Consider the following 25491-nt stretch of genomic DNA (forward strand, 5'->3'; position numbering starts at 1 on the left):
TGCCATGAATGACAAGACTGCTCCTGCAGCCACCGCGCTGATCGACATGAGGAACATCTCGATCGCGTTTGGCGGCATCCGCGCCGTTGACGACGCCTCGATCGATCTTTTCCCCGGCGAGGTCGTGGCGCTGCTCGGCCACAATGGCGCCGGCAAGTCGACATTGATCAAGATCCTGTCCGGCGCCTACAAGCGCGATTCGGGCCAGATCTTCGTCAACGGCGAGGAGGCATCGATCTCCAATCCACGCGACGCCAAGAAATACGGCATCGAGACGATCTACCAGACGCTGGCGTTGGCCGACAATGTCGACGCCGCCGCCAATCTGTTCCTCGGCCGCGAGCTGATGACCGCCTGGGGCACGCTCGACGACGTTGCCATGGAGGCCGAGGCGCGCAAGGTGATGGGTCGGCTCAATCCCCGCTTCCAGCGCTTCAAGGAGCCGGTGATCAAGCTGTCGGGTGGCCAGCGGCAATCGGTGGCGATCGCGCGTGCGATCCTGTTCAACGCCCGCATCCTGATCATGGACGAGCCGACGGCGGCGCTTGGTCCGCAGGAAACGGCGCAGGTCGGCGAACTGGTCAAGCAGCTCAAGTCCGATGGCATCGGCATCTTCCTGATCAGCCACGACATCCACGATGTGTTCGAGCTTGCCGACCGGGTCTGCGTCATGAAGAACGGCCAGGTCGTTGGCACCGCCCGCACCACCGATGTCACCCAGGACGAGGTGCTGGGGATGATCATTCTTGGCAAATGCCCGCCGGGCGCCATTCCAGGACCGGGCGCGCTGAAGATCGCAGCCTGAGATCAAGCCAGCTCGCCGTTGCCGGACACGTGATATGCCAGCCGTAAGGATGGCTTGGCCTTGGCATTGTGTTGGCACGGCGACTTGCCCATAAAGGTCCGATATCGCTCAGGGACCGCACGATCCGTTGAAGAAGCTTTTCCCGATCATCGCCTTTATCGCCGTCGCACTAATCAGCATGGTGATGGCAGGTTTCGCCTATTTCGCCACACAGGAAGCCGCGCGCATCAAGTTCGAGGCGACTGCCGACGACGCGCTCAACCGGATCGAGAGCCGCATCGACCTGCATCTGTCGCTGCTGCGCTCGACGCAGGCCCTGTTCGACGCCCGCAATGGCGATATTTCTCGCAATGAGTTCAAGGCGTTCTTCAACGCGCTCGATGTCGACAAGAATTTCGCCGGCTTGCGCGGCATCGGTTTCCTCAGGCTGGCAAAGACGGGCGACGAGGCGACGGTCGAACGCGATATGCTGCACGATTATGGCGTCAGTCATCCAATCTACCCGGATACCACGCAACCCTGGCGTACCCCTATCGTGCTGTTCGAACCGCTGGATCCATCCAACCAAGCCGCCATCGGCTACGACATGTTCAGCGAATCGATGCGGCGTGTGGCGATCGAAAAGGCGATGTCCGACGACCAGCAGCACGCCAGCGGGTTGGTGCAACTGGGCCAGGACACGGGCGCCTCGCAGACGTTCACCGGCTTCTTCGTTTTCGTGCGGCTCAATGTCGAAACCGCTCCCGACGTCATCAATGCTTCGAGATCCTCGACATCAGGTTTTCTCTATGCGGCCTTCCGGGCTCGCGATCTGTTCCAGACCGCGCTCAGCCGGTCGCCGCTACTGCCGGTCAACACCGAAATCTATGACGGCGATGGTGCCGTGAGCGGCGACAATCTGCTGTTCCGGTCGGAGACGCCGCCGGCTTCGACTTTCGGGGACAGGCTGCTGGTCACCCGAAAGATCATCGTCGCCGGACGGCCATGGACTGTCCTGTTCCGGCCGACAAGCGCCTTCTCGCAGCCGTCGTCGCGCGCCATTCCGGTGATGCTGGGGCTATTCGGCCTGCTGTTGGCGGGCGCCATCGCGCTGGTGGCGCGATATCAGGAGCGGGCCTATGAGGCAGCGTCGCGGTTGCACGAAACCACGGAAAAGAGCCTGATCGAAAAAGACCTGATGCTGCAGGAGATGAAGCATCGCATCAAGAATTCGATCACCAGGGTGCTGGCGATCGCGCGCCAGACGGCATCGCGGGCTACCGACGTCAACGAGTTTTCCGCATCTTTCTCGGCCAGGCTGCAGGCGATGGCAGCGTCCCAGGACATGCTGACGCGCTCTCGCTGGCAGAAGGCCGATCTTGGCGATCTCTTGCGCATCGAACTCGGCCAGGTGTTCGGCAAGGAGTTGCCCGAGGGGCTGCTGTCAGGGCCGCAGGTGCTGCTTGACGAAACCACGACGCAAGCGCTCGGCCTGACCTTCCACGAACTGGCGACGAATGCGCTGAAATACGGCGAAGCCGGCAATTCCGTGGGGGCACTGAAAGTGGATTGGTCTCTGGAAGGGCGTGGGCGCGACAGGACGCTGGCCCTGAACTGGCGCGAAAACGGGCAGAAGAAACTCGAAGCTCCCGCCGAAACCGGCTTCGGCACCAAGCTGATCGATCTCAACGTGACGCGCGAATTACGCGGTACGATCAAGCGCGACTACCAGGCCAATGGGCTGAACGTGGAAATCAAAATTCCACTCGCCAATTGAGCGCGACCTTCTCCCGAAAAGGATCAAGCGTCCGGACATGAAAAATCCGAAGGCCAGCGGACCAGCCTCCGGATCGACGTTTCGATTATCGCCGAATCAGTTGCAGCGAGCCGTGTAGATCCGGCCGCGATGATCGCGATATTGGCAATAGCCGTTGCGCAGATTGCGCACCAGCAGGCCGGAACCGGCGCCAACGGCCGCGCCGATCAGCGCGCCCTTGCCGCCGCCGACCAAGCCGCCGACACCGGCGCCGATCAAGCCGCCGCCAACCACGTCCTGTTCGGTCGAGGTGCAGCCGCTGACGGCAACCACCGCAACCAGGGCAATAATCATCTTCCGCATAGAGTCACTCCTCACTTTTTGTCCTCACTTGGTAAAGCTCCAGCTGCCATTTAGCATGAAATGACGGCCTTTGCTGCTGCAATCTATTGTTGGTGAAGATAGTCTTTTTCTGGGCCTGCCGCGTTCGACGCCATTACCAGGCTGGAAATTGCCAAAGAAGCGTCAAGCGTACCATCGGCGCGCACGTTCCAGACGATCTGATCATAGTCGTCTTCAAGCACCGGATCGACGGCAAGACATTTGGCGACGATGTGATCAGCCTGCCCTTGCACGTCGCCCAAGACGAATGGGCGCTCGGCCACACATTGCTCGGCGGTCGCAAAAATGCTGACGGGCACCTGGAGTTCACGGCAGTCGGCCATCGTGTTCGAGCAACCGATGACCAGCAGCAATGCAGCGATATGTTCCATGGCGGGAAAGTCCTCTCGCCATAGTAACGGTCCACATCAGCCAAAGTTCCTGGCGCGCTGGCCGGGCAGGGAAATAAGACGGCGACAATTGATTCTGTCGCCGGCCGAAACGAGCTGGCCTCAATAGACCAGTTGGTACAGGGCGACCACCACGATCACCGCCACCAAGGCCAACGCAACAAGGCGCAAGGCTCCGTTGGGGACAGGGGCCAGCGGTGGCGCGGATGACTCGGAGTCCTCAAACTCGCCCATGGAAATCCGGGCGGCCTGCTCCAGTCTGTTCATATCGGCGACCGTCAAGGCATTCCCTCCCGCACCATGCTGCAAATCCTGCTGCGGAAATGTTCGGTGATGCAACAGGTTCCAGCGGTATCTGGGAAAAACAGCATCTGCTTTTATGGTGAACAGCTGGTTAAGAAAGCTCGGGTCGCTCAATCCGTCTCGAAATTGCCGTGTGGAACGACAAGGCGGTACTCGAGACGGCCAGCCGCGATTTCGAGCGTCGCCGTTCCGTTCAGTGACGCCGGCACGACCCGTTCGAGTGCGACGCTGCCGAAGCGCTTCTCGCTACGCCTGACATCACTGGCTCCGATTGCCTCGGCCCATGTCAACGACAGGGAGGTTCCCGTGTCGGCGGCGGTCAGGTTGGCTGTAACATTGACGAATCCATCGGGCCGCGACAGGGCGCCATAGCTCACCGAATTGACGGCGAGTTCATGCATCGCAAGGCCGATATGCAGGGCAGCGTTGGGATTGAGATAGGGGTTGGCCCCCTGAAACCTCAGGCTGCGAACCGGATCGCCGCCGTAGCGGCCCACCTGGCCCGATACGAGTTCGCGAAGTGCGGCGCCCCGCCAGTTGGAAGAGGTCACGAGATCCTGGGACGAAGCCAGCGATTGCAGCCGGCCGCGAAAACGTGTCAGGAAATCGCCGATGCTGTCGGAGTAGCGACCGGTCTGGGTGGCTATGCTCTGGATGATCGCCAGCAGGTTTTTCGAGCGATGGCTCACCTCCCGCAACAGCGTCGTCAGGGTCTGCTCACGGCGCTTCTGCTCGGTCGTCTCGACCATCGTGGTGACGACGCCTTGCACCGTGCCGCCGTCGCCGTGGTCGGCATCGATCCAGACCTCAAACCAGCGGCTGCCATCCTCGACGGGAACGCTGATCTCGAGACGTTGGGGGTTGCCGGATGCAATGACGTCGCGCTTGGCCGCGCCGATGCGGTCGGCCTGCGCCTCCGGCAGAATACCGATGCTGTCGGCGGTGTCCGAAACCCAGGGCGCACGCATGTTGCGCGCCCATACGGTTTTCATCTCGCGATCCTGGTAGAGAACGGAAATGCCGGCATTGTGCAACGCGTGAAGAAGGGCGCGGCCGAGTTGCATGCCGCTTTCGGCAGGATGGAGGGCGATGACTTCATCGCTTTGCACGTCGTCCTTCCTGTTTCCGGTCCTGGAACCCATCGGCCAAACTGTCCACCCAATTCAGGCCGAACGGCTCACCGGTGAATGGGTTCCAAAGAGGTTTCCCGAACCCGCCGCCAAAAAACGGTCCGCCGGACGGCGTCCTTTGAAGGACACCGCCCGGCGGTGGCTGGAAACCGTTTGAGGGGTGCGGCTTCCAGTGTTCGGCCGTCCGTCTTTACGAAGCCCTTTTGAACAGGCCCGCAAGAAGCGAAATGACCAGGAAAGCGAGGAAGATGAAAAACAATATCTGCGCTATGCCGGCAGATGTACCGGCGATGCCGCCGAAACCAAGCGCGCCGGCGATGATCGCAACGACGAGAAATACGAGCGCCCAGTAAAGCATGATGCATCTCCTTCGAATGATGCGATAAAAACGTGGGTGGTTGCGGTTTGTTCCCACCCTTTGCCGAAAAAGACCGAGCTTGCAAATCGTTCGGCAGCCGGACGCGCAGGAAATTCGCCCTCACTGCCCGATGCGTGGATCAGGCGGCCCGAAGTGAAGAATTGAAGAATTGAGGAATTGATGAATTGACGATTTTGATGATCTGGAGAAATCGGCGAGCGAGGCTATCGCCTTCAATTCCTCAATTCCTCCACTCCTCAATTCGCGACTATGCGGCTGCTTTCGCCTGCCGGTCAAAAAACAGTGCCTGGCTGATCAGCGCCTTGACCATGTCGGGATTGAACGGCTTGGTGACCAGGAAGGCCGGTTCCGGTCGCTCGCCAGTCAACAGGCGCTCGGGGAAGGCGGTGATGAAGATGACCGGCACCGACGTCGATGACAGGATCTCGTTCACGGCCTCGATGCCGGAACTGCCGTCGGCAAGCTGGATGTCGGCCAGCACCATCTTCGGCCGTGTCTTGCCGAACATCATCACTGCCTCGGCATGGGTGCGCGCCGTTCCAACGACCCGGTGCCCGAGGCTCTCGACCATTTCTTCGATATCCATGGCGATCAGCGGTTCATCCTCGATGATCAGAACGTCGGTTGCCACCTGGCGGGATATCTCGTTGCTCGCCTGGGCAAGCAGCTCTGAAAACTCCTGGTCGCCGACGTCGAGGATCTCAGCCGCTTCGTCCTCACTAAAGCCTTCGACAGCCACGAGCAGGAACGCCTGACGGGGCCGTGGTGCAATTGCATTCAGATTGGCGGCGGTGCGCTGTTCCCACGCCGATTGCGCCTGCTCCTGTGGAACGCGGATGGCGACCGATGTGAACAGCTTGGCGAAAACCTTGTACAGCGCGATGCGGTCGCTCGATGCTTCGGGAAATATCTCGATATCGGCGATGATGGCCTCGAGCATCGCGGCTACCAGCGCATCACCACTCTCTTGCGACCCGGAAACAGCCCGCGAGAAGCGGCGCAGGAAGGGCAGATGTGGTGCGATGGTGGCGGATAAGCTCATGGTAAGACGTCTCCCTCAGAATGACGTGAATGCGTAGCAGGTCAAGCTGACTGCAAGCCCTGACGATAACGCGGATTTTTAGAAAAAGTTCCGCCTCGACGGAACAAATACCGGGGAGGGGCGTTTGGGGTCGGGATGGGCAACCAGACGAGGGCGCCGCTTGCGTTGTGTTGAGTATGATAAGAGCGGTTTGAGCGCTGGGAATACAAGGGCAAAATGAAGGATATGACGAAAGATATTCTGGCTGGCGCCGAGAGCAGGCGCCGGAACGGTTCTGGTGACGCTCTTGGGCCGAACTCCGAAATCGGACGCAAACTCAAACAATATTACGACGCGCTGGTCTCCGACGATGTGCCGGATCGCTTTTCCCAGTTGCTTAGCCAGCTGGAACGGGCTGAACCCGCACAGAAGAAGGACTGAGGCATGGCCGCGGTCTCACAAGGCTTCAAGACCGATCTGCTTGGGGCAATCCCAAGTCTGCGCGCGTTCGCCGTGTCGCTGACGCAAAATGCCGACAAAGCCGACGACCTCGTCCAGGAAACGCTCGTCAAGGCCTGGGACAAGCATGAGAGCTTCCAGCCCGGCACCAATCTCAAGGCTTGGCTTTTCACCATCCTGCGCAACGAGTTCTATTCGCAGATGCGCAAGCGCGGGCGCGAAGTGCAGGACAGCGACGGTATCATGACGGCCAGGCTTGCCGTTCATCCGGCCCAGCACGGCCAACTCGACCTGAAGGATTTTCGCGGCGCCCTGGAGCAATTGCCGGAGGACCAACGCGAAGCCATCATCCTCATCGGCGCATCTGGTTTCTCCTACGAGGAGGCCGCCGAGATCTGCGGTTGCGCGGTGGGAACGATCAAGAGCCGCGTCAGCCGAGCCCGTACGCGCTTGCAGGAGATCCTGAAAATATCAGGCGAGGACGAGTATGGTCCGGACGCAATTTCGGCCCAGGTAACGAGCTCGCCGGCGAGCTGACCGCGATCGTGTTTCAAGCGCGTCCGCAGGCCGCGGCGACCGCTTGCACGAGGTCTTCACCCGAATAGGGTTTGCCAACCAGCCTGACGCCCGGAAACGATGCCTTGATTTCATCGACATCCGAATAGCCCGACGCAAACACGAAAGGTATGCCTGCCGCGCGCAGCCCGGAGGCGAAATCGATGGTTGAGGCGCCGCCCAGCATCAAGTCGACAATGGCTGCATCGAATCGCGTGGCGACCTCGCGGCCATCGACCTCGGTCAGGTCACGGGCGATCACCACCTCATCGGCGCCATGGTCGCGGCAAAGCTGCTCGACGTCCATGGCGATCAGAAATTCGTCCTCCAGGACCAGAATCCGCAATCCGTCGAGCAATGTGGGCACAGGCAAAGACTCCTTGAAACGCCGGAGTCATGATCGCTAATTCGCTTGCTGTCATTTAAAAAAGACATGTGGCAAGCGGGCGGAACCTCAATCCTTGCAACGCGTTGAAACGCGCTCTCCAAGAGCGGCTTTCGAAGGGGGGTCGAAATGTCGGTTCAGAACAATAGCGCTTTCTCCAGCCGCCAATATCCTTGCGAGAACTGCCCATTGCGGCCGTTGCCGATTTTTCGCGATTTCGAAAAACAGGAACTGGCCTTCATCAGCAAATTCAAGAAGGGCGAACTCGCAGTCGAAAAGGGTGGCACGGTGCTGGTGGAGGGAAGCCATAGCGCCCATCTCTACACGGTGCTCTCCGGCTGGGCGTTTCGCTACAAGCTGTTGCTGGACGGCCGCCGCCAGATTCTCAACTATCTCATGCCCGGTGATCTGATTGGCCTGCAAGGCAGTGTGATGGGCGAGATGCAGCATTCCGTGGAGGCACTGTCGCCGATGCTGCTGTGTGTTTTCGAGCGCGAATATCTGCATGAGCTGTACCGTAATCATCCCGGGCTGGCCTATGACATCACCTGGATCGCATCGCGTGAAGAGCGGATGCTGGACGAGAATCTGCTCAGCCTCGGGCGCCGCAGTGCGATCGAGCGCGCTGCCTATCTCATTGCCTTCATCGGCAGCCGCGCCAAGGTTGTCGGACTGAATGGCAACCAATCCGTCCAGATACCGATCACGCAACAGCACATCGCCGATACGCTTGGCCTGTCGCTGGTTCACACCAACAAGACGATCCGCAAGCTGATGGATCGCAAGCTGATCGTCTGGCGCGACGGCGGCTGCGTGGTTTCCGACAATGAAGGGCTCAAGCGGCTCGCCGGCTGGGAAGGGCTGGGTGAAGCGCGCCGGCCATTAATCTGAGGAGCGTGTTTTGCCGGAGCCGGCGGACCGGGTGCGCGCCGATGCGTTTTCGGCTACTTTGTCCCCGATGCCGGAACCTTGAGACGCGCAGTGCGTTTGAAACCAAGCAATCACAAGGAGTTAAGCCATGGCCACTGCCGCAGGAAAGACCGCAAACGACGCCCGTGCAAATGCGGACCTGGAAGCCGACATCAGGCAGTTGAAGGCCGACATCGACAAGCTCACCAAACAACTGGCCAAGACCGGCGAGCATGGCTATGGCACCGCGCGCCGCGCAGCCACGGAAGGGGTCGAGCAGTTGCGTGCGCAGGGCGAAGCAGCCTTTGACAGCCTGCGCAGCAATGCCAAGGACATCGAAGCGCAGATGATGGCAAGCGTGCGTGAAAAGCCGGTGACGTCACTGGCGATCGCCGCCGGCGTAGGCTTCCTATTCGCGCTCATCGCGCGTCGCTAGTCGCGCTCCAGATGGGAATGTTGGCAACCCTGATCTCGGGCCTCGCCTCGGGGGAAACCGTGGCCGCCATACACCGGGCGCGCACGGCGGCAATCGCCTATGTGATCGCCATGGCCGCCGCACTTTGCGGTCTCGGCTTTCTTGTCGGGGCCGCCTATATCTGGACGGCGATGCGCTATGGGCAGCTTGCCGCGGCACTGGGGTTCGGCGTCGGTTTCCTGGTGCTTGCCGGACTTATCCTGCTGATCTACCGGATCTCCGCAGGCTCACGCGCCCGGCGCCGGGCGCAGCGCCGCAATGCCGACATGAAGGCGATCGGCATCACCGCCGCACTCGCCGTGCTGCCGAGCCTGCTCAAGGGAAAAGGCGGTCTCGGCGTCATTCTGGGGCCGGCCGTGGCGCTCGCGGCCTACGCCATCTACCGCGAGAATGTGAAATCCGACGATCCGGATGAGAGCGAACGGAGATAGAGCTGTTGGGAGAGGTCACTTTGACAACTCTTCCAGCGGCATCGATATTTCGGCAAACACGCCTTCCGGCCGGAATTCATGGGTCACTTCGCTGGAAATGACCTTGGCTAGGCTGCGGCGAATGAGGATCGAGCCGAAGCCGTGCCGATCCGGCGGAGCGACTTGCGGGCCGCCGCTTTCGCGCCAGGTCAGCACAAGACGCCGGGCATCCCTCCTGCCTTGCGTCCTCCAGCCGAGATCGACCCTGCCTGACGGCACCGACAGCGAGCCATACTTCAGCGCGTTGCTGGCCAGTTCATGCAGGATCAGGCCAAGCCCGACGGCCTGGTCGGGCGACAGCAGCAGGTCGTCGCCGGAGATCGTCATGCGCGGCTGCTCGGCCGTTTCGAAAGGTTTGACCTCGATCTGGACGAGTTCACTGATGCCGATGCCGCGCCACTCGCGGTCCGACAACAGATTGTGGGCGATGCCCAAGGCCTGAAGCCTGGCGCCGAACGCCTCGAGGAACTCGCTTGGCTGGCGGGCATGGCGCACGGTCTGCGTTGCCAGCGCCTGGACGGTCGCCAAAGTGTTCTTGACGCGATGGTTGAGCTCACGCAGCAGCAGCCGTTGGCGTTCGTCGCCGAGCTTACGCTCGGAGATGTCGTAGTTGACGCCGAAGATCAAGGTCGGCTTGCCGTCGCCGTCACGCTCGATGACACGGCCGCGCGTGGCGAGCCAGCGCGGCGGATGAAAGCCCTTCACCCGGTATTCGCCGAAATAGTCGTCGCTGCCGGTCAGGGCGTCGCGAAAGCGGGTTTCGGTCTGGTAGACGTCACGCGGATCGATGGCGGTGAGGATGTCGCGTGCGCGCAGCCGGTTGGAGCGCGGCAGGCTGAACAGCTCCGACATCAATGTGTCGCATTCGATGATATCGGTGCGGATATCCCATGCCCAACTGGCGAGCGACGCCGCATCGAGTGCGATGGCACGTCGTTTTTCCTCGCGAACCAGTGCGGCCTCGGCGATCGCGCCGCTGCGGGTCGCGTCCTTGAGGGTGAACAGGCTGGCGGCGAGGCCGGCGAGCGACTTCAGCTGGTCGAGCTCGGCGCGGGATGGAAAACCATGCGGCTCGTGGTCGAGCACGCACAGCGTGCCGATGCGGGCACCTGCCACGATCATCGGCGCGCCGGCATAGAAGCGGACATGGTGCTTTCCGGTGACCAGCGGGTTGGTCTTGAAACGGGGATCCGTCGTTGCATCCACCACCACCATCGGTTCGTCGCCGGCGGCAATCGCATGGGCGCAGAAGGAAACGTCGGTCGCGGTTTCAGCCTCGTCCAGGCCGAAGCAGGATTTGAACCACTGCCGTTCGAGGTCGACGAGTGTGACCAGGGCCATCGGCACCTGCATCACCGCCGCGGCAAGGCTGCTGACGCGGTCGAAATCGGGGTCGGCCGCCGTATCCAGCATCTCCAACCCGTGCAGCACGGCGAGCCGGTCAACATCCTTGACTGCGCGCGCAACTTCGGCCGGCAGCTCGGGCACTGTTTGCGTCTTGCCAGTCACCCCACTTGCCTCGTCCCGGTCTTCGCCGCCGCCTGCTTGCCCTGGTGCAAGGCCAGCGCGCTTTTCCGGAACCATCCTAGCGAGGAACCGTTACCCGACCATGATTTGCCGAGCGCGCCAGTTGGTGCAGAATGAGACAAGGATCGAGCATGGCCAAGATCATTCCCGAAAACAAGGCGCGGCAGGGGCGATGGGGCTGGCATGGATTTCGAATCCTGATCGCCGGATTGCTTCTGGTGTTTGCGGCGTGGGGCATTGCCGAGATTTATGGTGTGTTGATCAAGACGCCAACCAGCGATGAACAGCATGTCCCGACACCCAGCACCACCGAGCAGGCTCCTGCTGGTTAAAGCCGGTTTGTTCGTTGCAACGCATAGCATCAGGCGGCTCTTGATTGGGCCGCGCTCGCCGGCACCAGTACATTCAGCGCGCCAGGCTGGATTTCGATTACCGTTTCACGGTCAAGCCTGACCAATTCGCCGTCCATGACCGCGCGAAATTTGCGGCTGCTCGAGTGGATTTTCAGCACCGTTCTGTTCGTCTGGTGGATTTCGACATGTTCGTTGTCGCGCCATTTGCCGCGCGCCACGTTGAAGAAGAACTTGACCAGTTCGGCGCGCTGCTTCGCCACCGTGACATAGACACCAAGCACGCCGCCCGCCGGATTGTCGGCGTAGGGCAAATGGCCTTCGCCGAACAAATTGTTGGTGATGCCGATGCCGGTGATGCGTGCCGCCATTTCGGCATCACCGATGCTGAGCGTCACATTCATCGCAGGTGGATTGTTGATCGTCGCCCAAGCCGCCTTGGCCGAGGCGCGGATCTTTCCCAACCGCGAACCGAACTCCATCTTCTGGCGCAGTTGCACCATCTTCGCATGCATGCCGATCGAGAACTGATGTATGAAAGGTTGGCCATTGGCTGTCGCCACGTCGACCGCGATGATTTCGCCGTCGGCGAAGGATTTCAGCGCTCCATCGAGTGACTGCGGAATGCCCAACCCCCGCGCGAACAGGTTCATGGTGCCGGCCGGCAATATGGCAAGCGCCTTCTTCGTGCCCATCAGCCGGGCGGCCGCGGCGGAAATGGTCCCGTCGCCGCCACCCGCCAGCACGATGTCGACAGAGCGACGCGAAGCCGCGCTGTCGAGCGTTTCCACCACGTCCTTGCCGGCGACAATTTCGATGCTGAGCGAGTGCCCTGCCGTCTCCAGCGTCTGATGCATCCTGTCGGAGAAGGCGGCGAGGTCGGTGGTGCGCAAAGTGCCGCCATCCCGGTTCAGCACCGCTGCGAATTTCATACCCGCTCCACCATGTCAGCCAAAAAGCGACCGGGACACTCCCAGCCGATGGCTGAAACGCGGCGGCTACGGAAAGGTTCCCTTGACACAGAGGGCTGCCCCGGCGGCTCGATCATTTCTGTGATTTCGGTTTCCGGACGGCGCGGTTTTGTCGGAACAACAGACTGGTCACAACGTTGTGAACCTGTAGATGCCGCGTCCACTTTCCCGCGAAGACGCGGCGCATGAGATCAGGCACGAGGAGAGACTATCATGATCCGCAATCTTTTAGCCACGACCGCATTCGCAACACTGATCGCCACCGGCGCTTATGCGCAGAGTGCGACGACCCCGGCGCCGGCACAGAGCCCAGCCGTTCAGGAGTCAGGCGCCGCGACGGTCCGCGCAGAGGGCAGCATCGTCACCAACATCATCGGTGAATCCGTCTATAACGGCACCGGCGATGATGCCGAGAACATCGGCAAGGTCAGCGACGTCGTCTTCGACAAGGATGGGCAGGCGAAATCCGTTGTCATCGACGTTGGCGGTTTTCTGGGTGTCGGTGCCAAGAGCGTCGCCTTCGAGTACGGCAAGCTGCAGTGGGCCGAAAAGAATGGTGACCGCTGGCTGGTAGCCCAGACGACCAAGGATGAGTTGACCGCTCAGGCGGAATTCGACAGCCAGCCCTACAGTCCGGCCCCCGCACCTGCGGCATCGACCGACGCCACCGCACCTACGGCACCTGCTACGACGGATACGGCACAAAAGCCGGCCGACATGAACGCCGCTCCGGCGGAACCGGTAAAGCGCGCGGACGGTAACCTTGCCACCAACATCATCGGTGAAGACGTATATAACGGAACCGGTGATGACGCGCAGAATATCGGCGACGTCAACGACATCGTGCTGACCAAGGAAGGCAAGGCCGAGTCCCTGGTTATCGGCGTGGGCGGTTTCCTTGGCCTCGGCGCCAAGAATGTCACCTATGATTTCTCTAAGGCGCAGTGGGCCGAGAAGAATGGCGACCGCTGGCTGGTGGCCCAGACCACCAAGGAAGAGCTGCAGGCGCAGCCCGCGCCGGCCACGACGGCTTCCAACGAGCCTGCGGCCACCGCTCCGGCTGCTGTGCCGTCCGACACGACGGCTCCTGCTGTCGCTCCGGCAGACAAGACCGCCGAAGCTCCGGCAGCGACCACCCCTGACGCCTCGGCTCCCGACCAGACACAGACTGCCGCCATCGACAAGTCGACGTTGACCGAGATGCCGGTCGGCGAGATTCGTGCCGATGACCTGAAGGGCACGACCGTCTACGGCGCAAACGACGCCAGGGTTGGCGAAATCGGCGATGTCGTGCTTGCGCCTGACAAGAAGGCCGACGCGGTGATCGTCGATGTCGGCGGCTTCCTCGGCATCGGCGAGAAGGAGGTCGCGGTCGGCATGGATAACCTCAAATTCATGACCGACAAGGACGGCAACAAATATCTTTACACGACCTTCACCAAGGAACAGCTCGAGGCTCAAACCGCCTATGACAAAGGCAGTTACGCCGAACAGCGCGATCAGCAGCGCATGATCGTAAGGTAATTCTGTTCAGCCAAATGAAGCCCGCGCTGGCAACGGTGCGGGCTTTATTTATGTGTGGCCAGGTGGCAGGCCAGCGGCATGGCCGACGAGGCCGTTCTCGGTCAATTCGGCCAGTGCCAATGACTGGTCGAGATGTTCGGCCCGCCAGGCGAGCAGCCGTTCGGCGAATTCTAGGCGCACGGTGAGATGGCCGGGGTCGGCCGCGAGATTGTCCAGCTCGCCCGGATCGTTTTCCAGATCGAACAGCAGCGGCGGCAGGTTGCCGCCGAAATGCACATACTTGAAATGCTCCGTGCGGATAACGGCGAGGTTGCATTGGCGTGCGGCGATGCCGAAATGGCTTTCGGCCTCGCCCGCGGCAATCGAGCGGAAGTCAAACTCCCAATGCGCGGCATCGCGCCAGGCCGCAGGGGTTTCTCCGCTCAGGAACGGCTTCAGCGAGGCGCCGTCGAGATGCGGCGCGGGCTTTTCGCCGAGCAAGTCGAGAAGCGTCGGCAAAATGTCGACCGCTTCGGTGAAGCTGTCGACACTGCCGCCGGCCGCCTTGCCGTGGCGCGGATCGCGAATGATCAGCGGAATGTGGTAGCTGCCGTCGAAATAGCCGCCCTTGCCCAGCATGAAATGGTCGCCCATCATCTCGGCATGGTCCGAGGTCAGAACGATGATGGTGTCGTCCCACGCCCCGGCTGCCTTGATCGCTTGCCAGACGCGGCCGAGCTGCGCATCGACCTCGGAAATCATGCCGTAATAGATCGCGCGGATGCGGCGAAAATCGTCTTCGCTCCAGTCGTGCACCTTGCCTCTGGCGTCCGGGCGGAATTTTATCTGTCTCTGCCGGCCGAGGTCATAGGCAAGGTAGGGATGGTTTTCCGCCTCTTCGTGCCAGCTTGCCGCGCGCCGGAAGGCCGGGCCGTCAGCCGGATCGTACATCGTGTTGTAGGGCTCCGGCACAATGAAAGGCGGGTGCGGGCTGATGAAGGAAAGATGCGCGAACCACGGCGTGGCGTCCTCCTGTTCGCCAAGCCAACGCGTGAATTCGCCGGTCAGGAAAGCCGCCGGCGTTTGTTGCCCGGAGTAGACGGGCGGCGCGTTGCTGATGGTCCCGGCCACGCCGTCGGCCAGCGGACGGTGGATGTCGGGGGACCCGGCGCTGGCATCGACACCTTGCAGCTCCAGCCAGGATAGCCATTGCTTCTGGTGCTCGGGCAGCAACTGGCGCACCGTAAAGCCCGGCAGCACGCCTTCATAGCTTTGCAGCCGCGGATCGCCCGGCGCCAGCAGGCGCGGATCGAGCGACACGTCGGTGTAGCCGAACAGCGTCGGATCATAGCCCAGGGCGCGAGCCGAGAGCGCGATGTTGCCGTGGCGCGCGTCGAGCGGCGTGCCGTTGCGGCAGACGCGGTTGTTCATCTGGTAGAGGCCGGTGTAGAGGCAGGCGCGAGCGGGCGAACAGGGCGCCGCGCCGCCATAGTGCCGCTTGAACAGCACACCCTCCGCGGCCAAAGCGTCGGCATTCGGCGTCTGCACGACCGGATGGCCGGCTGCGGACAGACAATCGCCACGCCACTGATCGCATGTGATCAGGAGAATGTTGGGCCGCCTGGCTTTTCCAGTCACTCACAATACCTTTGTCGCGGGATGTCGAACGCCTTTCATGGAACCGAATTCCGGCCACGGCGCAAGCCCGACTCTGCGGGCCAATTGGTGAACGAACCTTGTTCCATCGTTCACTTTTACGACACAGTCCATTCTGTGTTTGCCGCCTTTGCCTAAACTGCTCTGGTAGTCATATTGGCGTGGACAGCGGCGAGGGCCGCACATGCACCAAGGAAGGAGCAAGACAATGCTCGACCAGATCAAGGGCCTGCATCACGTCACGTCGATGGCCAGGGATGCCCGCCAGAACAACGAATTCTTCACCAGGAAACTCGGCCAGCGCCGGGTCAAGAAGACCGTCAATTTCGACGCGCCCGACGTCTACCACCTCTATTACGGTGACGAGACCGGCACGCCGGGTTCGGTGATGACCTATTTCCCTTTCCCCGATATAGGCAAGGGCCGGCATGGGGTCGGGGAAGTCGGAACCACCGTCTACTCGGTGCCGGAAGGCACGCTTGGCTATTGGGAAAGCCGTTTTGCCGATGAGGGCGTCACTGGCCTCTCGCGCGAAGAGACCTTCGGCGAGAAGCGCCTGGCTTTTGCCGGACCGGATGGTGACGGCTTCGCGCTGGTCGAGGGCAAGGGTGACGGCAGAGCGCCCTGGGCGAAAGGCGGTGTTCCGGTCGACCAGGCGATCCGCGGTTTCCATTCGGTATCGCTCAGGCTGAAGGATGGCGGCGCCACTGAGGAGCTGCTGAAGTTCATGGGCTATGAGGAAGTCGACAAGTCCGGCAATCTCAAGCGGCTGGCGGTGAAGAACGGCAATGGCGCCGATGTCATCGACATCGAATCGCTGCCGAGCACGGCCTTCGCCGATCTCGGCGCCGGCTCTGTCCATCACGTCGCCTTCGCGGTCGAGAACCGCGCCAGGCAGCTTGAGGTGCGCAAGGCGTTGATGGACACCGGCTATGGGGTGACGCCAGTAATCGATCGCGACTACTTCTGGGCGATCTATTTCCGCACACCGGGTGGCGTGCTGTTCGAAGTCGCCACCAACGAGCCGGGTTTCGATCGCGACGAGGATACCGCTCATCTGGGCGAGGCGCTGAAGCTGCCGTCGCAGCACCAGCACCTGCGGCCGTATCTGGAACAGCATCTGCAGAGACTGGAAGGCTGAGGTCATGAGCAAGGACGCTTACATCCACAAGCTGCTGCCCGGTTCGCCGGGCGGTCCGCTGCTGTTCGTCTTCCATGGCACTGGAGGCGATGAGAACCAGCTTCTGTCGCTGGGGCGCGATCTCGCGCCCCAGGCAACCATCATCTCGCCGCGCGGCGATGTGTCCGAACAAGGTGCCGCGCGCTTCTTTCGCCGCACCGGCGAGGGCGTCTACGACATGGAGGATCTGGCACGGGCGACGATCAGGATGGCGGGCTTCGTCAAAGCCCATGTCGAAGCAGCGAAGCCATCGGCCGTGCTGGGTCTCGGCTATTCCAACGGCGCGAATGTCCTGGCCTCGGTGGTGTTCGCGGTTCCAGCGCTGTTCGGCGCGTCGGTGTTGATGCATCCGCTGATCCCGTTCGAGCCGCAGGTGAAGGGCAGTCTCGCCGGCCGCCATATTCTGATGACCGCCGGCAAGCGCGACCCGATCTGCCCGCCGAACCTGACCACGCGGCTCGAGGCATATTTGCGTGCCGACGGCGCCGATGTCACAGTGGAATGGCACGATGGCGGGCACGAGGTGCGGCCAAACGAGATCGAGGCGGCACGGCGGTTCTTTGTCGATGCTGCCCAAGGAGCATAGCGATGCCTGACCAACTGCCTGAGATCGAACTTGAGGATCGCGGTTCCAAGGGCCGCTATGTCCTGCGTGGACCCGATGGCGCCGAGGCCGAGATGACCTTCACCAAGATCGGTGAGCACCAGATCATCATCGACCACACCGAGGTGCCGGACGTCTTTCGCGGCCAGGGTGCCGGGCTTCGCCTCGTCACCCGCGCCGTCGAGGATGCGCGTGCGGCGGGTAAGAAGATCATCCCGCTCTGCCCGTTCGCCAACGCCCAGTTTCGCCGCCATCTGGAATGGGCCGACGTGCTGAAGCAATAGGGGTTTCGTCGCTTGGAAACGGTGCGGAAAGCGGCTGCGATCCCCACGGGGATGACTTTGGCATTTGTGCGGGTAGCGCATCCTGCCTAAGTCGATATGATATATCTCAGCCCCTTGCCGACAAACGAACCGAATGATCCCCCTATGACCGAAACCGATCTCGTTCCCGTCTTCGACGGCCACAACGATACGTTGCTCAGACTCTACCAGTCGAAAGACACGGATGTCGAAAAGCTGTTCATAGAGGGGAAATCGGGCGGCCATATCGACCTGCCGCGTGCCAAAGCCGGCGGCTTCGCCGGCGGCATGTTCGCCATCTTTCCGCCGCCTGTCGAGAAATCCAGGCGCGGCGCCGTGCCCCTGGCGCCGAGTGCCGCCGAGCCGCTGCCGCCCGAGGTTCCGCGCAATGAGGCGCTGACCTCGACCATCGCGATGGCCTCGATCCTGTTCAGGCTGGAACGGGCCGGAGCGCTCACCGTCTGCCGCAGCGCCGGCGATGTGCGCGGTGCCATGGCGCAAGGCTCGATCGCCGCGGTGTTCCACATCGAAGGGGTCGAGGCGATCGATCCCGAGCTCACCATGCTCGACGTGCTGCATGAAGCCGGCCTGCGCTCGCTCGGCATCGTCTGGAGCCGGCCGAACGCCTTCGGCCACGGCGTGCCGTTCCGCTTCCCGTCCTCGCCCGACACCGGCCCCGGCCTCACCGATGCCGGCAAGGCGCTGGTCAAGGCCTGCAACCAGCTGAAGATCATGATCGACCTCTCGCATCTCAACGAGAAGGGCTTTCGCGATGTCGCGGCGCTCAGCGATGCGCCGCTGGTCGCGACCCATTCCAACGTGCACGCGATATGCGGCCATTCGCGCAACTTGACCGACTGGCAGCTCGGCGCGATTCGCGAAACCGGCGGCATGGTCGGGCTGAACTTCGCAACCGGCTTCCTGCGCGAGGATGGTCGCATGAATGCCGACACAAGCCTCGACATCATGGTGCGGCATATCGATTCGCTGCTGCAGGCGCTGGGTGAGGACGGCGTTGGTCTTGGCTCCGATTTCGACGGCGCCATGATCCCGGCCGTCATCGGGGATGTCGCCGGCCTGCCGAAGCTGATCGATGCATTGGCGGCACGCGGTTTCGGCCGCGCACTGATCGAAAAAATCGCCTATCGCAACTGGCTCAATATGCTCGAGAAAACGATAGGTTAGAGACAGCCTGCGGCATGGCGTGTGCGGCCCGCCGGCATATGTCGACAAGGACATACTTCGTCGGTGGAAGCCGGATGCGATTGGGTGGATAGCCGGCAATGCTGAAGACCTTCACGGATGAGGGCGGCGAATTCGAGCGAACCGATGTCGTCATCGTCGGTGCGGGTTTCACAGGCCTGTCGGCGGCGCTCGAGATGAAGAAGGCCGACATCGATTTCATTCTGCTCGAAGCACGCGACCGGGTCGGCGGACGCGTCGAGTCCCGACTGAACGGACTTGGCGAACGGATCGATAGTGGCGGCCAGTTCCTGTGCGAGGACATGCCGGAATTGATGGCGCTGATCGAGGCGCGCGGCAAGACGCTGGTTGAAACCTATGTCGATGGCGATTTCATCACCCAGCCGACGATGTCCGTACAACGAGCAGAGCGGATCTATGACGCGGCAATGGCAATCCGCGAGCGCATGAACGGGATCGATCCGGACGACGTCTCGATTGCCGGACTGACCGTTGCCGACTGGCTTGCCCGCCAGCGCGATTCGGCCGACGCCAGGGCCGTCTTCCGTTCGATGATCGAAGGTCTCTGGTGCATGGCGCTGGACCAGATTCCTCTCTGGTATCTGATCGACAATGACCGACGCGTCACCAACGAGGTGCCGGAGCTGCAATATTTCGTGCGCGAAACAATGCATTCACTGGCCGACGATCTGGCCCGCGACCTTGGCGATCGGTTGCGGCTGAGCGAGCCGGTCACGCGCATCGAGCACAGTTCACAAGGTGTTCTTGTCGTTTCGGCCGGGGGTGCCATCGAGGCGCGCGCGGTCCTGGTTGCCGTCCCGCCGGCGACGGTTACGGAGCTCGCCTTTGCTCCCGCCTTGCCAGCCCGACTGGGGCGGGCGCTCGGCGCCTGGAAAAGCGGCGCGGCTATCAAGATCCTGGTGCGCTATGCCAAACCGTTTTGGCGCGGGCGGGATTTGAACGGCATGGTGATGTGGCTCGATCCGCCGGGGCTGTTTGCCTGCGACGCCGGCAAGGATGCGGAGCATGCCGCGCTCGTCGTGTTCGTCGGCGGGTCGCTCGCGCTGCGCTGGCGCGACCTCGGCGAGCCGGAACTGCGTGCGGAGGTGACCGGCCGGTTGGAGGCAGCCCTTGGCCGGAGTGCCGGTGATGTCATCGATTTCAGTTTGCGTGACTGGGTAGGAGATCGCTGGAGCGGCGGCGCGTACAGCGATCTTGTTGTCGACGTGACAGCAAGAGATGCCGAGCGGACGATCCTTGCCGGCGCACCGCCGGTGTATCTCGCCTGTTCAGAACTCTCGCCGTCGTTTCCGGGGTATGTCGAGGGCGCCATCATTGCCGGGCGTATCGCCGCGCACAAGATCATTGCCGAGCTTCAAGCTTCGGTCTGAGCCTGGTCTTTTCGAAAAACTGTTTGGCAAGATCGGGTCATGTTGCGCCTCAAGCCGGAGCGCCGTCGAAGCTATGCCCGATTTTGCCCGACTTCGCCCGAATGCTGTTTCGAATTGGTTACAGTGCCAGTCCTTCGCCACCCCATCGTCGTTACAAAGTGCGGATAAGTTCATTTCACCGCCAAAAGAAACTCAGCGAAGGGGAAGGCAATGCATGCGAAAATCCAGACGATCCGCGGCGAGAGCCGCCTTCAGGCTCCAGAGCGCAATGACCGCCGTCCGAAACTGGCGCTGCGCCAGCGGGCCAGCGACCACCCCATGGCGATGTTCATGGTGCTGGCTGCTTGCGCCTTCGTCGGCATGGCGTTCACGCCGACAATCGGGCCGGCCTTCGCTTCGTTGAATCCGCCGTCCAATCTCATCGACGGCGCGCAGACGACGACCAGGACCGCGCGTCTGCCGGTACCGGTGACCGACTTCGCCTGCAAGGGCCAGACCTGGGGTGCCGAGAGTATCGACTGCCTGCGCGCAATCGCCGAACAGTCCGGAACACACAAGAGCCGCGCCATCCGCATGATCGCCACTGCCGCACCGTTGGCCGACACGCCGAATATTTTCTGATTTTGTCGAAGCCTGATCCGAAACCGTTCCCGTTTTGGGATCATGCTCTGGACTCCCCGAGCGCTCCCTCCAGCGCGCTCTTCTTCGGCCCCCGCCCCCGGGGGCCTCTTTTTTATCCTTTAAAGGCCGCCTGTTCGGCAATGGCGGACAGCACACTGCGCACATCCAGCGTGCTGAACGGCTTTTCCAGGATCTGCGGCCGCTGCTGTGCCGGCAGGGCCTCGATTTCGGCTTTCGCACCGATCAGGTCGCCTGTAACCAGCACGAAACGCCGCGCCAGGTCAGGCTTTTCGGCGAGCAGCTCGCGATAGATCGATATGCCGCTGACGCCGGGCATGCGCAGGTCCGAAAAGACGATGTCCGGCGGCATGTGGCCGCTCAACGTGGCGGCGGCCGATTCCCAGACAGGAACGATCCGCGACTTGATGCCCATCAGTTCGAGAATGTCGGAAAGCGAGCCGGCGACATCCGGCTCGTCATCGATGATCAAGGCATGGCGCAGGCCGCTTGATCGCGGCTGGTTATCGCCGGCGGTGGCGAGGCCGGCCACGATGGCCGGCAGCTGGACGACGAAACGCGCGCCTCTCGGGAGCACTTCCTCGAACCAGACATTGCCATTGTGCCGCTCGATGATCGATTTCGAGATCGACAGGCCGATGCCGGTGCCGACGCCGACCGGCTTGGTGGTGAAATAGGATTCGAAGATGCGGCCGCGGATCGCTTCCGGCACGCCGGGCCCATTGTCCTCGACCGAGAAGCAGGGGTGACCGCGGTCGCTGCGGAACGTCCGCACCTTGATCAGCCGGTCACCGGCAATGCCAGCCAAGGCGTGCTGGCTGTTGATGAGGAAGTTGGCCGCTACCTGCGTCACATGGTCGGCGTCTGCCATGGCCAGCAGCGGGCCGGCGGCGAAATCGGTGTCGATGACGATGCCGCTTGAGCGCGCGCCATAGGCGGTCACTTCGAGTGCCGACCGGATCACCTGGTTGAGGTCGGTCTCGGCCTGTGCCGCGGGATGGAGGCGGACCATCGACAGGAAGCTCTTGACGATGCGGCCGCAGCGCTCGGCCGCGGCGCGCACCTTCTCGGCGCGCACCTTGGTCTGCGGATCGGAAGCGAATTCGTGCAGCAGCGTCGATTGCGCCACAACCACTGCCAGGGGATTGTTGAGCTCGTGCGATACGCCGGCCAGCAACGAACCCATCGCCGCCATCTTCTCGTTCTGGTGCAGCTTCTCGCGCTGCCGGCCGATTTCCTCCTCCGCACGCAATTTGTCGCGCAGGTCGCGGATGGAGCCGAAGATCAGGCGGCGGTCGGCGACCCGCATCTCGGTCGCCGTCAGCTCGATCGGGAACACTTCGCCGGCGGCATTCTGGGTCACCGTCTCGAGCCTTTGGCCGACCATCGGCGCGCCGCGGCCGGACATGTATTCGGCCCCCGAAGCATAGCCCTTGCGGTAATAGATCGGCACGATCGTATCGAGCAGATCCTTGCCGAGAATGTCGCTGCGCTGGAAGCCGAACATCTTCTCGGCGGCCGGATTGAATTCGATGATCGAGCCGGTCTCGTCGATGACGACGATGGCATCGAGCGAGGCCTGCAGCATAGTCCGGCGAATGACCTCGCTGGCGTGGGCGTCGGAGGGCGAGCGCTCGATAGCGTCGCCGATAGCGAGCGCGATGATGTGCAGCGTCGCCTCTTCCTCGTCGGTCCATGCACGCTCGCTGACGCAGTCATTGACCGCCAGCGTGCCCCAGAGATGGCCATGCGCGAAGACCGAGACCGAGAGGAACGACTTGATGTTCTGCTTCTCGAAATCGGTCCTCAGGAAACCTTCGAGGTCGCGCGTATGGCCGGCGAAGATCTTGCCTTGCCTCTCGTCCTCGGCAAGCCGCTCCAGCAGGGGGTCCGAATTGACGATCGATTGCATGATGACGGTCGGCGACGCCAGTTCACCGCCGAAAAGAGGGTCGATCCAATAGGCGGCCACGGATTGAGCGAAGCCCTGGCCGGGCAGTTCGCGCAAGCGAAACAGGATGCCGCGCTGGCAATCCATGGCCCGGCAGAGCGTTTCCAGTATGCCGTCCATCTCGCGCTGCCAGTCGCCTGCCTCGCGCAGCCGGCGAACGACACGCACGGCCGCCATGGCCGCGCCCTGCCTGAACCCTTGCATATCGGTGCTTGCTGCTTCAGCGATCATCTTGTGCTGTCATTCCGGAGTCGCGCCAATTCGGAGTCGTGCCAATTCCGGCTGGCGAGCAACCGAATCCTTCTGGCCCGGTGCTCAGTTGCCGTCGCCGGTCGGCAGCGAGAAGATATAGCCCTCGCCGCGCACCGTGCGCAGGAATTTCGGATTGGCGGGATCGGCCTCGATCTTTTTGCGCAGCCGCATGATGCGGATGTCGACCGCGCGCGACGATTCCGGATCTTCGGTGAAACCGATCGCCTCGGAGATAGCGGCGCGTGTCAGCAGCCGGTTGGCGCGGGTGAGGAAAATCTCCAGCACGTCGAACTCACTCTTGGCCATGTCGATCACCGCGCCATTGGCACCGGTGACCAGCCTGCCGTCGAGATCGGCCTGAAAGGGCCCGAAGGCAACGGAACGGCGATCCGTCCCGGCCTTCTTGTCCTGGAGCTCCTTCGGCTGGGGAACGCGGCGCAACACGCTGCGGACCCTGGCCAGCACTTCGCGCAATTCGTAGGGCTTGACGATGTAGTCGTCGGCACCGAGTTCCAGCCCGACGATGCGGTCGAGCGCGGTGCCGGCCGCAGTGGCATAGATGATGCCGATCGGCAGTTTCGAACGCAGCCAGCGGCCGAGCGAGAGGCCGTCCTCGCCGGGCATGGCGATGTCGAGAATGGCGAGATGAAACGATTGCGTTTCAACGAGGCTGCGCGCCGCGGCGGCACTTTCAGCGGTGGCCACGTCATAGCCGGATGCGCCAAGATATTCGGCGACCGCGTCCCTGAGGTCGGGCTCATCCTCGACGATGACAATTCTTGCCCGCACGATGCTTTCGCTCCCACTTTCAGTGGAAAGTAGATTGGGTATAAACATCATGTCCAGCACTCATATCCGGGTTGCCAGGGAACGGTTGGAAAAGATGGCCGCACGATCCGTTATTGCGCTCGTTTCGGTAGCCGAAGTGGTGGCGACCGAACTCGCCGACCATCTCGAGCGGCGCGGCCACGACGTGCATCAGGCGCGCCAGCCCTGGGAGGCCGAATCGCTGCTGTCGGGAAAGGGCATCGACGTCGTCGTCGTCGGCGACAGCCTCAGCCAGGCGGAGGGGCGGGATCTGCTCAGACGTTATGGCGGCCAAGCAGGAGGCGGCGAGGGCGGGCCGGATTTCATCCTGATCTGCCGGCCGGCCGATCTTGTCGACAAGGTGCTGGCGCTGGAGCTTGGTGCGGCCGACGTCGTCGAGAGCCCGCTCAATGTCCGTGAACTGGCCGCTCGTGTCGGCGGCCTGCTTTCGCGCCGCGGCAGGGGCACCCAGGAACTCATCGTGCTGGAGAACGCGACCGTCGATCTGAGATCGGCCATGGTCATGCATCGTTCCGGCTCCGAGGAACAGCTTTCGCCCGGCCAGGTGGCGCTGCTCAGGTTGTTCCTGGCCAGTCCGCGCAAGGTGCTGACGCGTGACGACATCATCGCCGCGGCACCGGCCGAAAACGCCGACGCCTTCGATCGCTCGATCGATTCGCGCATCGTGCGGCTGCGCCGCAAGCTCGACACCGACACCATCACCACAATACGTGGCGCCGGCTATCGGTTCGATCCGCCGCGACAGTTCGCCGACTGACTGCCGGCTACTGGCGCAATCCCTTTTTTCGGGCATCGGATTTTCCATCTCTGGGCCCGATGCTCTTGACGCTCAGCGTACCAGCAGAAGCGATGGCCCCACCGGCATGTCACTGCCCATGGTGAGTTCGCTTGCATGGGCGCGGTCCCTGAGCAGCACGGTGGCAAGGCCGGCAAAGCCGAGCAGGCCCTGGGCGTAAAGCAGTGCGGACAGCACCGAAGCGGCAAGTTTCGTTTTCATCGTCGCAGTTCCCCAAATGCCAATTCTTCAAAAATGAACCTGTTGCGGGTCTCTTCAGGATACCCCCGAAGTGCCCGCGCCGCCCACGGAGCCCCCCGTCGCGGCGCGGGCCTTCGGTCCTCTCGGCAGCAAGTTGCCGGAGGCGCCGCGCAAACCCGTCAGCCTAAGGCCGACCCGCCAGAGGGCCTTTAGCCGGGCGATGCGCAGGCTGGAAACAATCCAGACCGTGGCGAAAAACAGTGCGGCATGCAGCGTCGAAATCTCGCCTGATGTCATCGCGCCGAGGCTTGTCAGCGGGATGCCGGCAACCGTGCCAACGCCGCCGATGACCGTTGCCGCGATGCTGATCCTGAGAAGCCAGGACAGCGCGTTCGATTTCGTTCCCATGTTCGTTTCCGGCTGTTTTCGTTGCGTCAACTTTGCTCGCACCCCGTATCCGGATCATGCCGCTTGGAGCCGCGCTTTGTTGCAGGTTGGTTTCGATGTCGACGACTGTTCTTTCACATGATGCCAATTCGCACTTTCGTTTGGAGGCGGATACTCATGTTCCCGCCGCTGGTCTTTGCTGGCGGGGCCTGCCGAGCGTGTCCAACCCCCATCTATAAGAGGGCCGTTTGTTAACCAGTGGAAACAGATTCGAAACAGAAGCGAGCATTTTGCGAAATCTTCTCGAAACATGACGTTGGGATAAGCGGCCATCGAATTGGAGCCGGACCAACC

General features: G+C 62.2%; 30 protein-coding genes. 16 read left to right on the forward strand and 14 right to left on the reverse strand.

The window, feature by feature from the left end; all coding sequences use genetic code 11:
* Nucleotides 1–4 precede the first annotated feature (4 nt).
* Nucleotides 5–805 carry an ATP-binding cassette domain-containing protein gene (locus EOB59_RS09565; protein ID WP_127267717.1) on the forward strand — a complete coding sequence of 267 codons (801 nt, stop codon included), beginning with the start codon at nt 5–7 and terminating at the stop codon, nt 803–805.
* 127 nt (nt 806–932) lie between these two features.
* Nucleotides 933–2561: a CHASE domain-containing protein gene (locus EOB59_RS09570; protein ID WP_128288238.1), complete on the forward strand. Its 1629-nt coding sequence runs from the start codon at nt 933–935 to the stop codon at nt 2559–2561.
* A gap of 96 nt (nt 2562–2657) precedes the next feature.
* Here EOB59_RS09570 and EOB59_RS09575 read toward each other — a convergent pair whose 3' ends face one another.
* The 6 genes from EOB59_RS09575 to EOB59_RS09600 form a co-directional block, all read right to left on the reverse strand.
* Nucleotides 2658–2903, reverse strand: a complete 246-nt coding sequence (locus tag EOB59_RS09575; protein ID WP_023810994.1) for a membrane lipoprotein lipid attachment site-containing protein — start codon at nt 2901–2903, stop codon at nt 2658–2660.
* Nucleotides 2904–2986: 83 nt separating this feature from the next.
* Nucleotides 2987–3313, reverse strand: a complete 327-nt coding sequence (locus EOB59_RS09580; protein WP_127267715.1) for a hypothetical protein — start codon at nt 3311–3313, stop codon at nt 2987–2989.
* Between the two features lie 120 nt (nt 3314–3433).
* A complete protein-coding gene (locus EOB59_RS36105; RefSeq protein WP_236383520.1) occupies nt 3434–3748 on the reverse strand; it encodes a hypothetical protein in 315 nt (104 codons plus the stop codon).
* Nucleotides 3745–4776, reverse strand: a complete 1032-nt coding sequence (locus tag EOB59_RS09590; protein WP_164748875.1) for a sensor histidine kinase — start codon at nt 4774–4776, stop codon at nt 3745–3747. Before EOB59_RS09590 ends, EOB59_RS36105 begins: the two co-directional genes overlap by 4 nt.
* A 178-nt stretch (nt 4777–4954) precedes the next feature.
* Nucleotides 4955–5122 (reverse strand): DUF1328 domain-containing protein, encoded by a 168-nt coding sequence (locus EOB59_RS09595; protein WP_013529282.1) that lies wholly within the window; start codon nt 5120–5122, stop codon nt 4955–4957.
* A 268-nt stretch (nt 5123–5390) separates the two neighbouring features.
* Nucleotides 5391–6185, reverse strand: a complete 795-nt coding sequence (locus EOB59_RS09600) for a response regulator (RefSeq protein ID WP_023810997.1) — start codon at nt 6183–6185, stop codon at nt 5391–5393.
* A 216-nt stretch (nt 6186–6401) separates the two neighbouring features.
* Between EOB59_RS09600 and EOB59_RS09605 the strand changes: the two genes are divergently transcribed.
* Together EOB59_RS09605 and EOB59_RS09610 are read left to right on the forward strand one after the other, a co-directional pair.
* Nucleotides 6402–6605 carry a NepR family anti-sigma factor gene (locus tag EOB59_RS09605; protein WP_127269630.1) on the forward strand — a complete coding sequence of 68 codons (204 nt, stop codon included), beginning with the start codon at nt 6402–6404 and terminating at the stop codon, nt 6603–6605.
* Nucleotides 6606–6608: 3 nt separating this feature from the next.
* Complete coding sequence (locus tag EOB59_RS09610; protein ID WP_013529285.1) at nt 6609–7160, forward strand: RNA polymerase sigma factor; 552 nt, start codon at nt 6609–6611, stop codon at nt 7158–7160.
* Nucleotides 7161–7173: 13 nt separating this feature from the next.
* On the opposite strand, the gene EOB59_RS09615 is transcribed toward EOB59_RS09610, so the two are convergent.
* The gene (locus EOB59_RS09615; RefSeq protein ID WP_127269631.1) at nt 7174–7545 is read right to left on the reverse strand and encodes a response regulator; all 372 of its coding nucleotides are present in this window, start codon (nt 7543–7545) and stop codon (nt 7174–7176) included.
* 147 nt (nt 7546–7692) lie between these two features.
* Here EOB59_RS09615 and EOB59_RS09620 point away from each other — a divergent pair, with 147 nt between their 5' ends.
* The 3 genes from EOB59_RS09620 (at nt 7693) to EOB59_RS09630 (ending at nt 9378) form a co-directional block, all read left to right on the forward strand.
* Nucleotides 7693–8454, forward strand: a complete 762-nt coding sequence (locus tag EOB59_RS09620; RefSeq protein ID WP_127269632.1) for a Crp/Fnr family transcriptional regulator — start codon at nt 7693–7695, stop codon at nt 8452–8454.
* A 127-nt stretch (nt 8455–8581) separates the two neighbouring features.
* Complete coding sequence (locus tag EOB59_RS09625; protein WP_023811001.1) at nt 8582–8908, forward strand: DUF883 family protein; 327 nt, start codon at nt 8582–8584, stop codon at nt 8906–8908.
* A gap of 11 nt (nt 8909–8919) precedes the next feature.
* Entirely contained in the window at nt 8920–9378 is a 459-nt protein-coding gene (locus EOB59_RS09630; RefSeq protein WP_128288239.1) for a hypothetical protein, read from the forward strand.
* Between the two features lie 15 nt (nt 9379–9393).
* Here EOB59_RS09630 and EOB59_RS09635 read toward each other — a convergent pair whose 3' ends face one another.
* The gene (locus EOB59_RS09635) at nt 9394–10926 is read right to left on the reverse strand and encodes an HWE histidine kinase domain-containing protein (RefSeq protein ID WP_128288240.1); all 1533 of its coding nucleotides are present in this window, start codon (nt 10924–10926) and stop codon (nt 9394–9396) included.
* Between the two features lie 149 nt (nt 10927–11075).
* On the opposite strand from EOB59_RS09635, the gene EOB59_RS09640 reads away from it, so the two are divergent.
* Nucleotides 11076–11276, forward strand: coding sequence for a hypothetical protein (locus EOB59_RS09640; protein WP_127330379.1), 201 nt, complete (start codon nt 11076–11078; stop codon nt 11274–11276).
* Nucleotides 11277–11305: 29 nt separating this feature from the next.
* On the opposite strand, the gene EOB59_RS09645 is transcribed toward EOB59_RS09640, so the two are convergent.
* Nucleotides 11306–12226: a diacylglycerol kinase family protein gene (locus tag EOB59_RS09645; RefSeq protein ID WP_128288241.1), complete on the reverse strand. Its 921-nt coding sequence runs from the start codon at nt 12224–12226 to the stop codon at nt 11306–11308.
* Nucleotides 12227–12478: 252 nt separating this feature from the next.
* Here EOB59_RS09645 and EOB59_RS09650 point away from each other — a divergent pair, with 252 nt between their 5' ends.
* Entirely contained in the window at nt 12479–13789 is a 1311-nt protein-coding gene (locus EOB59_RS09650) for a PRC-barrel domain-containing protein (protein ID WP_128288242.1), read from the forward strand.
* A 48-nt stretch (nt 13790–13837) separates the two neighbouring features.
* On the opposite strand, the gene EOB59_RS09655 is transcribed toward EOB59_RS09650, so the two are convergent.
* Nucleotides 13838–15406, reverse strand: a complete 1569-nt coding sequence (locus EOB59_RS09655) for an alkaline phosphatase family protein (RefSeq protein ID WP_128288243.1) — start codon at nt 15404–15406, stop codon at nt 13838–13840.
* Between the two features lie 226 nt (nt 15407–15632).
* On the opposite strand from EOB59_RS09655, the gene EOB59_RS09660 reads away from it, so the two are divergent.
* The 6 genes from EOB59_RS09660 (at nt 15633) to EOB59_RS09685 (ending at nt 20725) form a co-directional block, all read left to right on the forward strand.
* Complete coding sequence (locus tag EOB59_RS09660) at nt 15633–16565, forward strand: VOC family protein (RefSeq protein ID WP_127397680.1); 933 nt, start codon at nt 15633–15635, stop codon at nt 16563–16565.
* Between the two features lie 4 nt (nt 16566–16569).
* Nucleotides 16570–17190 (forward strand): alpha/beta hydrolase, encoded by a 621-nt coding sequence (locus EOB59_RS09665; protein WP_128288244.1) that lies wholly within the window; start codon nt 16570–16572, stop codon nt 17188–17190.
* 2 nt (nt 17191–17192) lie between these two features.
* Nucleotides 17193–17492 carry a GNAT family N-acetyltransferase gene (locus EOB59_RS09670; protein WP_127397679.1) on the forward strand — a complete coding sequence of 100 codons (300 nt, stop codon included), beginning with the start codon at nt 17193–17195 and terminating at the stop codon, nt 17490–17492.
* A 144-nt stretch (nt 17493–17636) separates the two neighbouring features.
* On the forward strand, nt 17637–18695 hold the full coding sequence (locus EOB59_RS09675) for a dipeptidase (protein ID WP_127268955.1): 1059 nt from the start codon (nt 17637–17639) through the stop codon (nt 18693–18695).
* Nucleotides 18696–18793: 98 nt separating this feature from the next.
* Nucleotides 18794–20104 carry a flavin monoamine oxidase family protein gene (locus tag EOB59_RS09680; protein ID WP_127809096.1) on the forward strand — a complete coding sequence of 437 codons (1311 nt, stop codon included), beginning with the start codon at nt 18794–18796 and terminating at the stop codon, nt 20102–20104.
* Between the two features lie 210 nt (nt 20105–20314).
* Nucleotides 20315–20725 carry a hypothetical protein gene (locus EOB59_RS09685; RefSeq protein WP_127271289.1) on the forward strand — a complete coding sequence of 137 codons (411 nt, stop codon included), beginning with the start codon at nt 20315–20317 and terminating at the stop codon, nt 20723–20725.
* Between the two features lie 112 nt (nt 20726–20837).
* Here the strand turns inward: EOB59_RS09685 and EOB59_RS09690 are convergent, their stop codons facing one another.
* Together EOB59_RS09690 and EOB59_RS09695 are read right to left on the reverse strand one after the other, a co-directional pair.
* Complete coding sequence (locus tag EOB59_RS09690; protein ID WP_164873775.1) at nt 20838–22925, reverse strand: ATP-binding protein; 2088 nt, start codon at nt 22923–22925, stop codon at nt 20838–20840.
* Nucleotides 22926–23009: 84 nt separating this feature from the next.
* Nucleotides 23010–23783 carry a response regulator transcription factor gene (locus tag EOB59_RS09695; protein ID WP_174800345.1) on the reverse strand — a complete coding sequence of 258 codons (774 nt, stop codon included), beginning with the start codon at nt 23781–23783 and terminating at the stop codon, nt 23010–23012.
* 46 nt (nt 23784–23829) lie between these two features.
* On the opposite strand from EOB59_RS09695, the gene EOB59_RS09700 reads away from it, so the two are divergent.
* A complete protein-coding gene (locus tag EOB59_RS09700) occupies nt 23830–24531 on the forward strand; it encodes a response regulator transcription factor (RefSeq protein WP_127295240.1) in 702 nt (233 codons plus the stop codon).
* A 72-nt stretch (nt 24532–24603) separates the two neighbouring features.
* On the opposite strand, the gene EOB59_RS09705 is transcribed toward EOB59_RS09700, so the two are convergent.
* Together EOB59_RS09705 and EOB59_RS09710 are read right to left on the reverse strand one after the other, a co-directional pair.
* Nucleotides 24604–24771, reverse strand: a complete 168-nt coding sequence (locus EOB59_RS09705) for a hypothetical protein (protein WP_128288245.1) — start codon at nt 24769–24771, stop codon at nt 24604–24606.
* A gap of 54 nt (nt 24772–24825) precedes the next feature.
* Complete coding sequence (locus EOB59_RS09710; protein ID WP_128288246.1) at nt 24826–25158, reverse strand: hypothetical protein; 333 nt, start codon at nt 25156–25158, stop codon at nt 24826–24828.
* Nucleotides 25159–25491: the final 333 nt, after the last annotated feature.

Source organism: Mesorhizobium sp. M7A.F.Ca.MR.176.00.0.0, from assembly GCF_004023165.1.
Taxonomy (GTDB): domain Bacteria; phylum Pseudomonadota; class Alphaproteobacteria; order Rhizobiales; family Rhizobiaceae; genus Mesorhizobium.

Bases quoted from the DNA above. Each gene is read 5' to 3' on its own strand.
- EOB59_RS09700 (WP_127295240.1), top strand. From the start codon at position 23,830: ATGGCCGCACGATCCGTTATTGCGCTCGTTTCGGTAGCCGAAGTGGTG.
- EOB59_RS09600 (WP_023810997.1), bottom strand. From the start codon at position 6,185: ATGAGCTTATCCGCCACCATCGCACCACATCTGCCCTTCCTGCGCCGC.
- EOB59_RS09675 (WP_127268955.1), top strand. From the start codon at position 17,637: ATGACCGAAACCGATCTCGTTCCCGTCTTCGACGGCCACAACGATACG.
- EOB59_RS09610 (WP_013529285.1), top strand. From the start codon at position 6,609: ATGGCCGCGGTCTCACAAGGCTTCAAGACCGATCTGCTTGGGGCAATC.
- EOB59_RS09625 (WP_023811001.1), top strand. From the start codon at position 8,582: ATGGCCACTGCCGCAGGAAAGACCGCAAACGACGCCCGTGCAAATGCG.
- EOB59_RS09565 (WP_127267717.1), top strand. From the start codon at position 5: ATGAATGACAAGACTGCTCCTGCAGCCACCGCGCTGATCGACATGAGG.
- EOB59_RS09680 (WP_127809096.1), top strand. From the start codon at position 18,794: ATGCTGAAGACCTTCACGGATGAGGGCGGCGAATTCGAGCGAACCGAT.
- EOB59_RS09710 (WP_128288246.1), bottom strand. From the start codon at position 25,158: ATGGGAACGAAATCGAACGCGCTGTCCTGGCTTCTCAGGATCAGCATC.
- EOB59_RS09670 (WP_127397679.1), top strand. From the start codon at position 17,193: ATGCCTGACCAACTGCCTGAGATCGAACTTGAGGATCGCGGTTCCAAG.
- EOB59_RS09665 (WP_128288244.1), top strand. From the start codon at position 16,570: ATGAGCAAGGACGCTTACATCCACAAGCTGCTGCCCGGTTCGCCGGGC.
- EOB59_RS09685 (WP_127271289.1), top strand. From the start codon at position 20,315: ATGCATGCGAAAATCCAGACGATCCGCGGCGAGAGCCGCCTTCAGGCT.
- EOB59_RS09695 (WP_174800345.1), bottom strand. From the start codon at position 23,783: ATGTTTATACCCAATCTACTTTCCACTGAAAGTGGGAGCGAAAGCATC.
- EOB59_RS09575 (WP_023810994.1), bottom strand. From the start codon at position 2,903: ATGCGGAAGATGATTATTGCCCTGGTTGCGGTGGTTGCCGTCAGCGGC.
- EOB59_RS09605 (WP_127269630.1), top strand. From the start codon at position 6,402: ATGAAGGATATGACGAAAGATATTCTGGCTGGCGCCGAGAGCAGGCGC.
- EOB59_RS09650 (WP_128288242.1), top strand. From the start codon at position 12,479: ATGATCCGCAATCTTTTAGCCACGACCGCATTCGCAACACTGATCGCC.
- EOB59_RS09690 (WP_164873775.1), bottom strand. From the start codon at position 22,925: ATGATCGCTGAAGCAGCAAGCACCGATATGCAAGGGTTCAGGCAGGGC.
- EOB59_RS09595 (WP_013529282.1), bottom strand. From the start codon at position 5,122: ATGCTTTACTGGGCGCTCGTATTTCTCGTCGTTGCGATCATCGCCGGC.
- EOB59_RS09630 (WP_128288239.1), top strand. From the start codon at position 8,920: ATGGGAATGTTGGCAACCCTGATCTCGGGCCTCGCCTCGGGGGAAACC.
- EOB59_RS09590 (WP_164748875.1), bottom strand. From the start codon at position 4,776: ATGGGTTCCAGGACCGGAAACAGGAAGGACGACGTGCAAAGCGATGAA.
- EOB59_RS09660 (WP_127397680.1), top strand. From the start codon at position 15,633: ATGCTCGACCAGATCAAGGGCCTGCATCACGTCACGTCGATGGCCAGG.
- EOB59_RS09645 (WP_128288241.1), bottom strand. From the start codon at position 12,226: ATGAAATTCGCAGCGGTGCTGAACCGGGATGGCGGCACTTTGCGCACC.
- EOB59_RS09620 (WP_127269632.1), top strand. From the start codon at position 7,693: ATGTCGGTTCAGAACAATAGCGCTTTCTCCAGCCGCCAATATCCTTGC.
- EOB59_RS09640 (WP_127330379.1), top strand. From the start codon at position 11,076: ATGGCCAAGATCATTCCCGAAAACAAGGCGCGGCAGGGGCGATGGGGC.
- EOB59_RS09580 (WP_127267715.1), bottom strand. From the start codon at position 3,313: ATGGAACATATCGCTGCATTGCTGCTGGTCATCGGTTGCTCGAACACG.
- EOB59_RS09705 (WP_128288245.1), bottom strand. From the start codon at position 24,771: ATGAAAACGAAACTTGCCGCTTCGGTGCTGTCCGCACTGCTTTACGCC.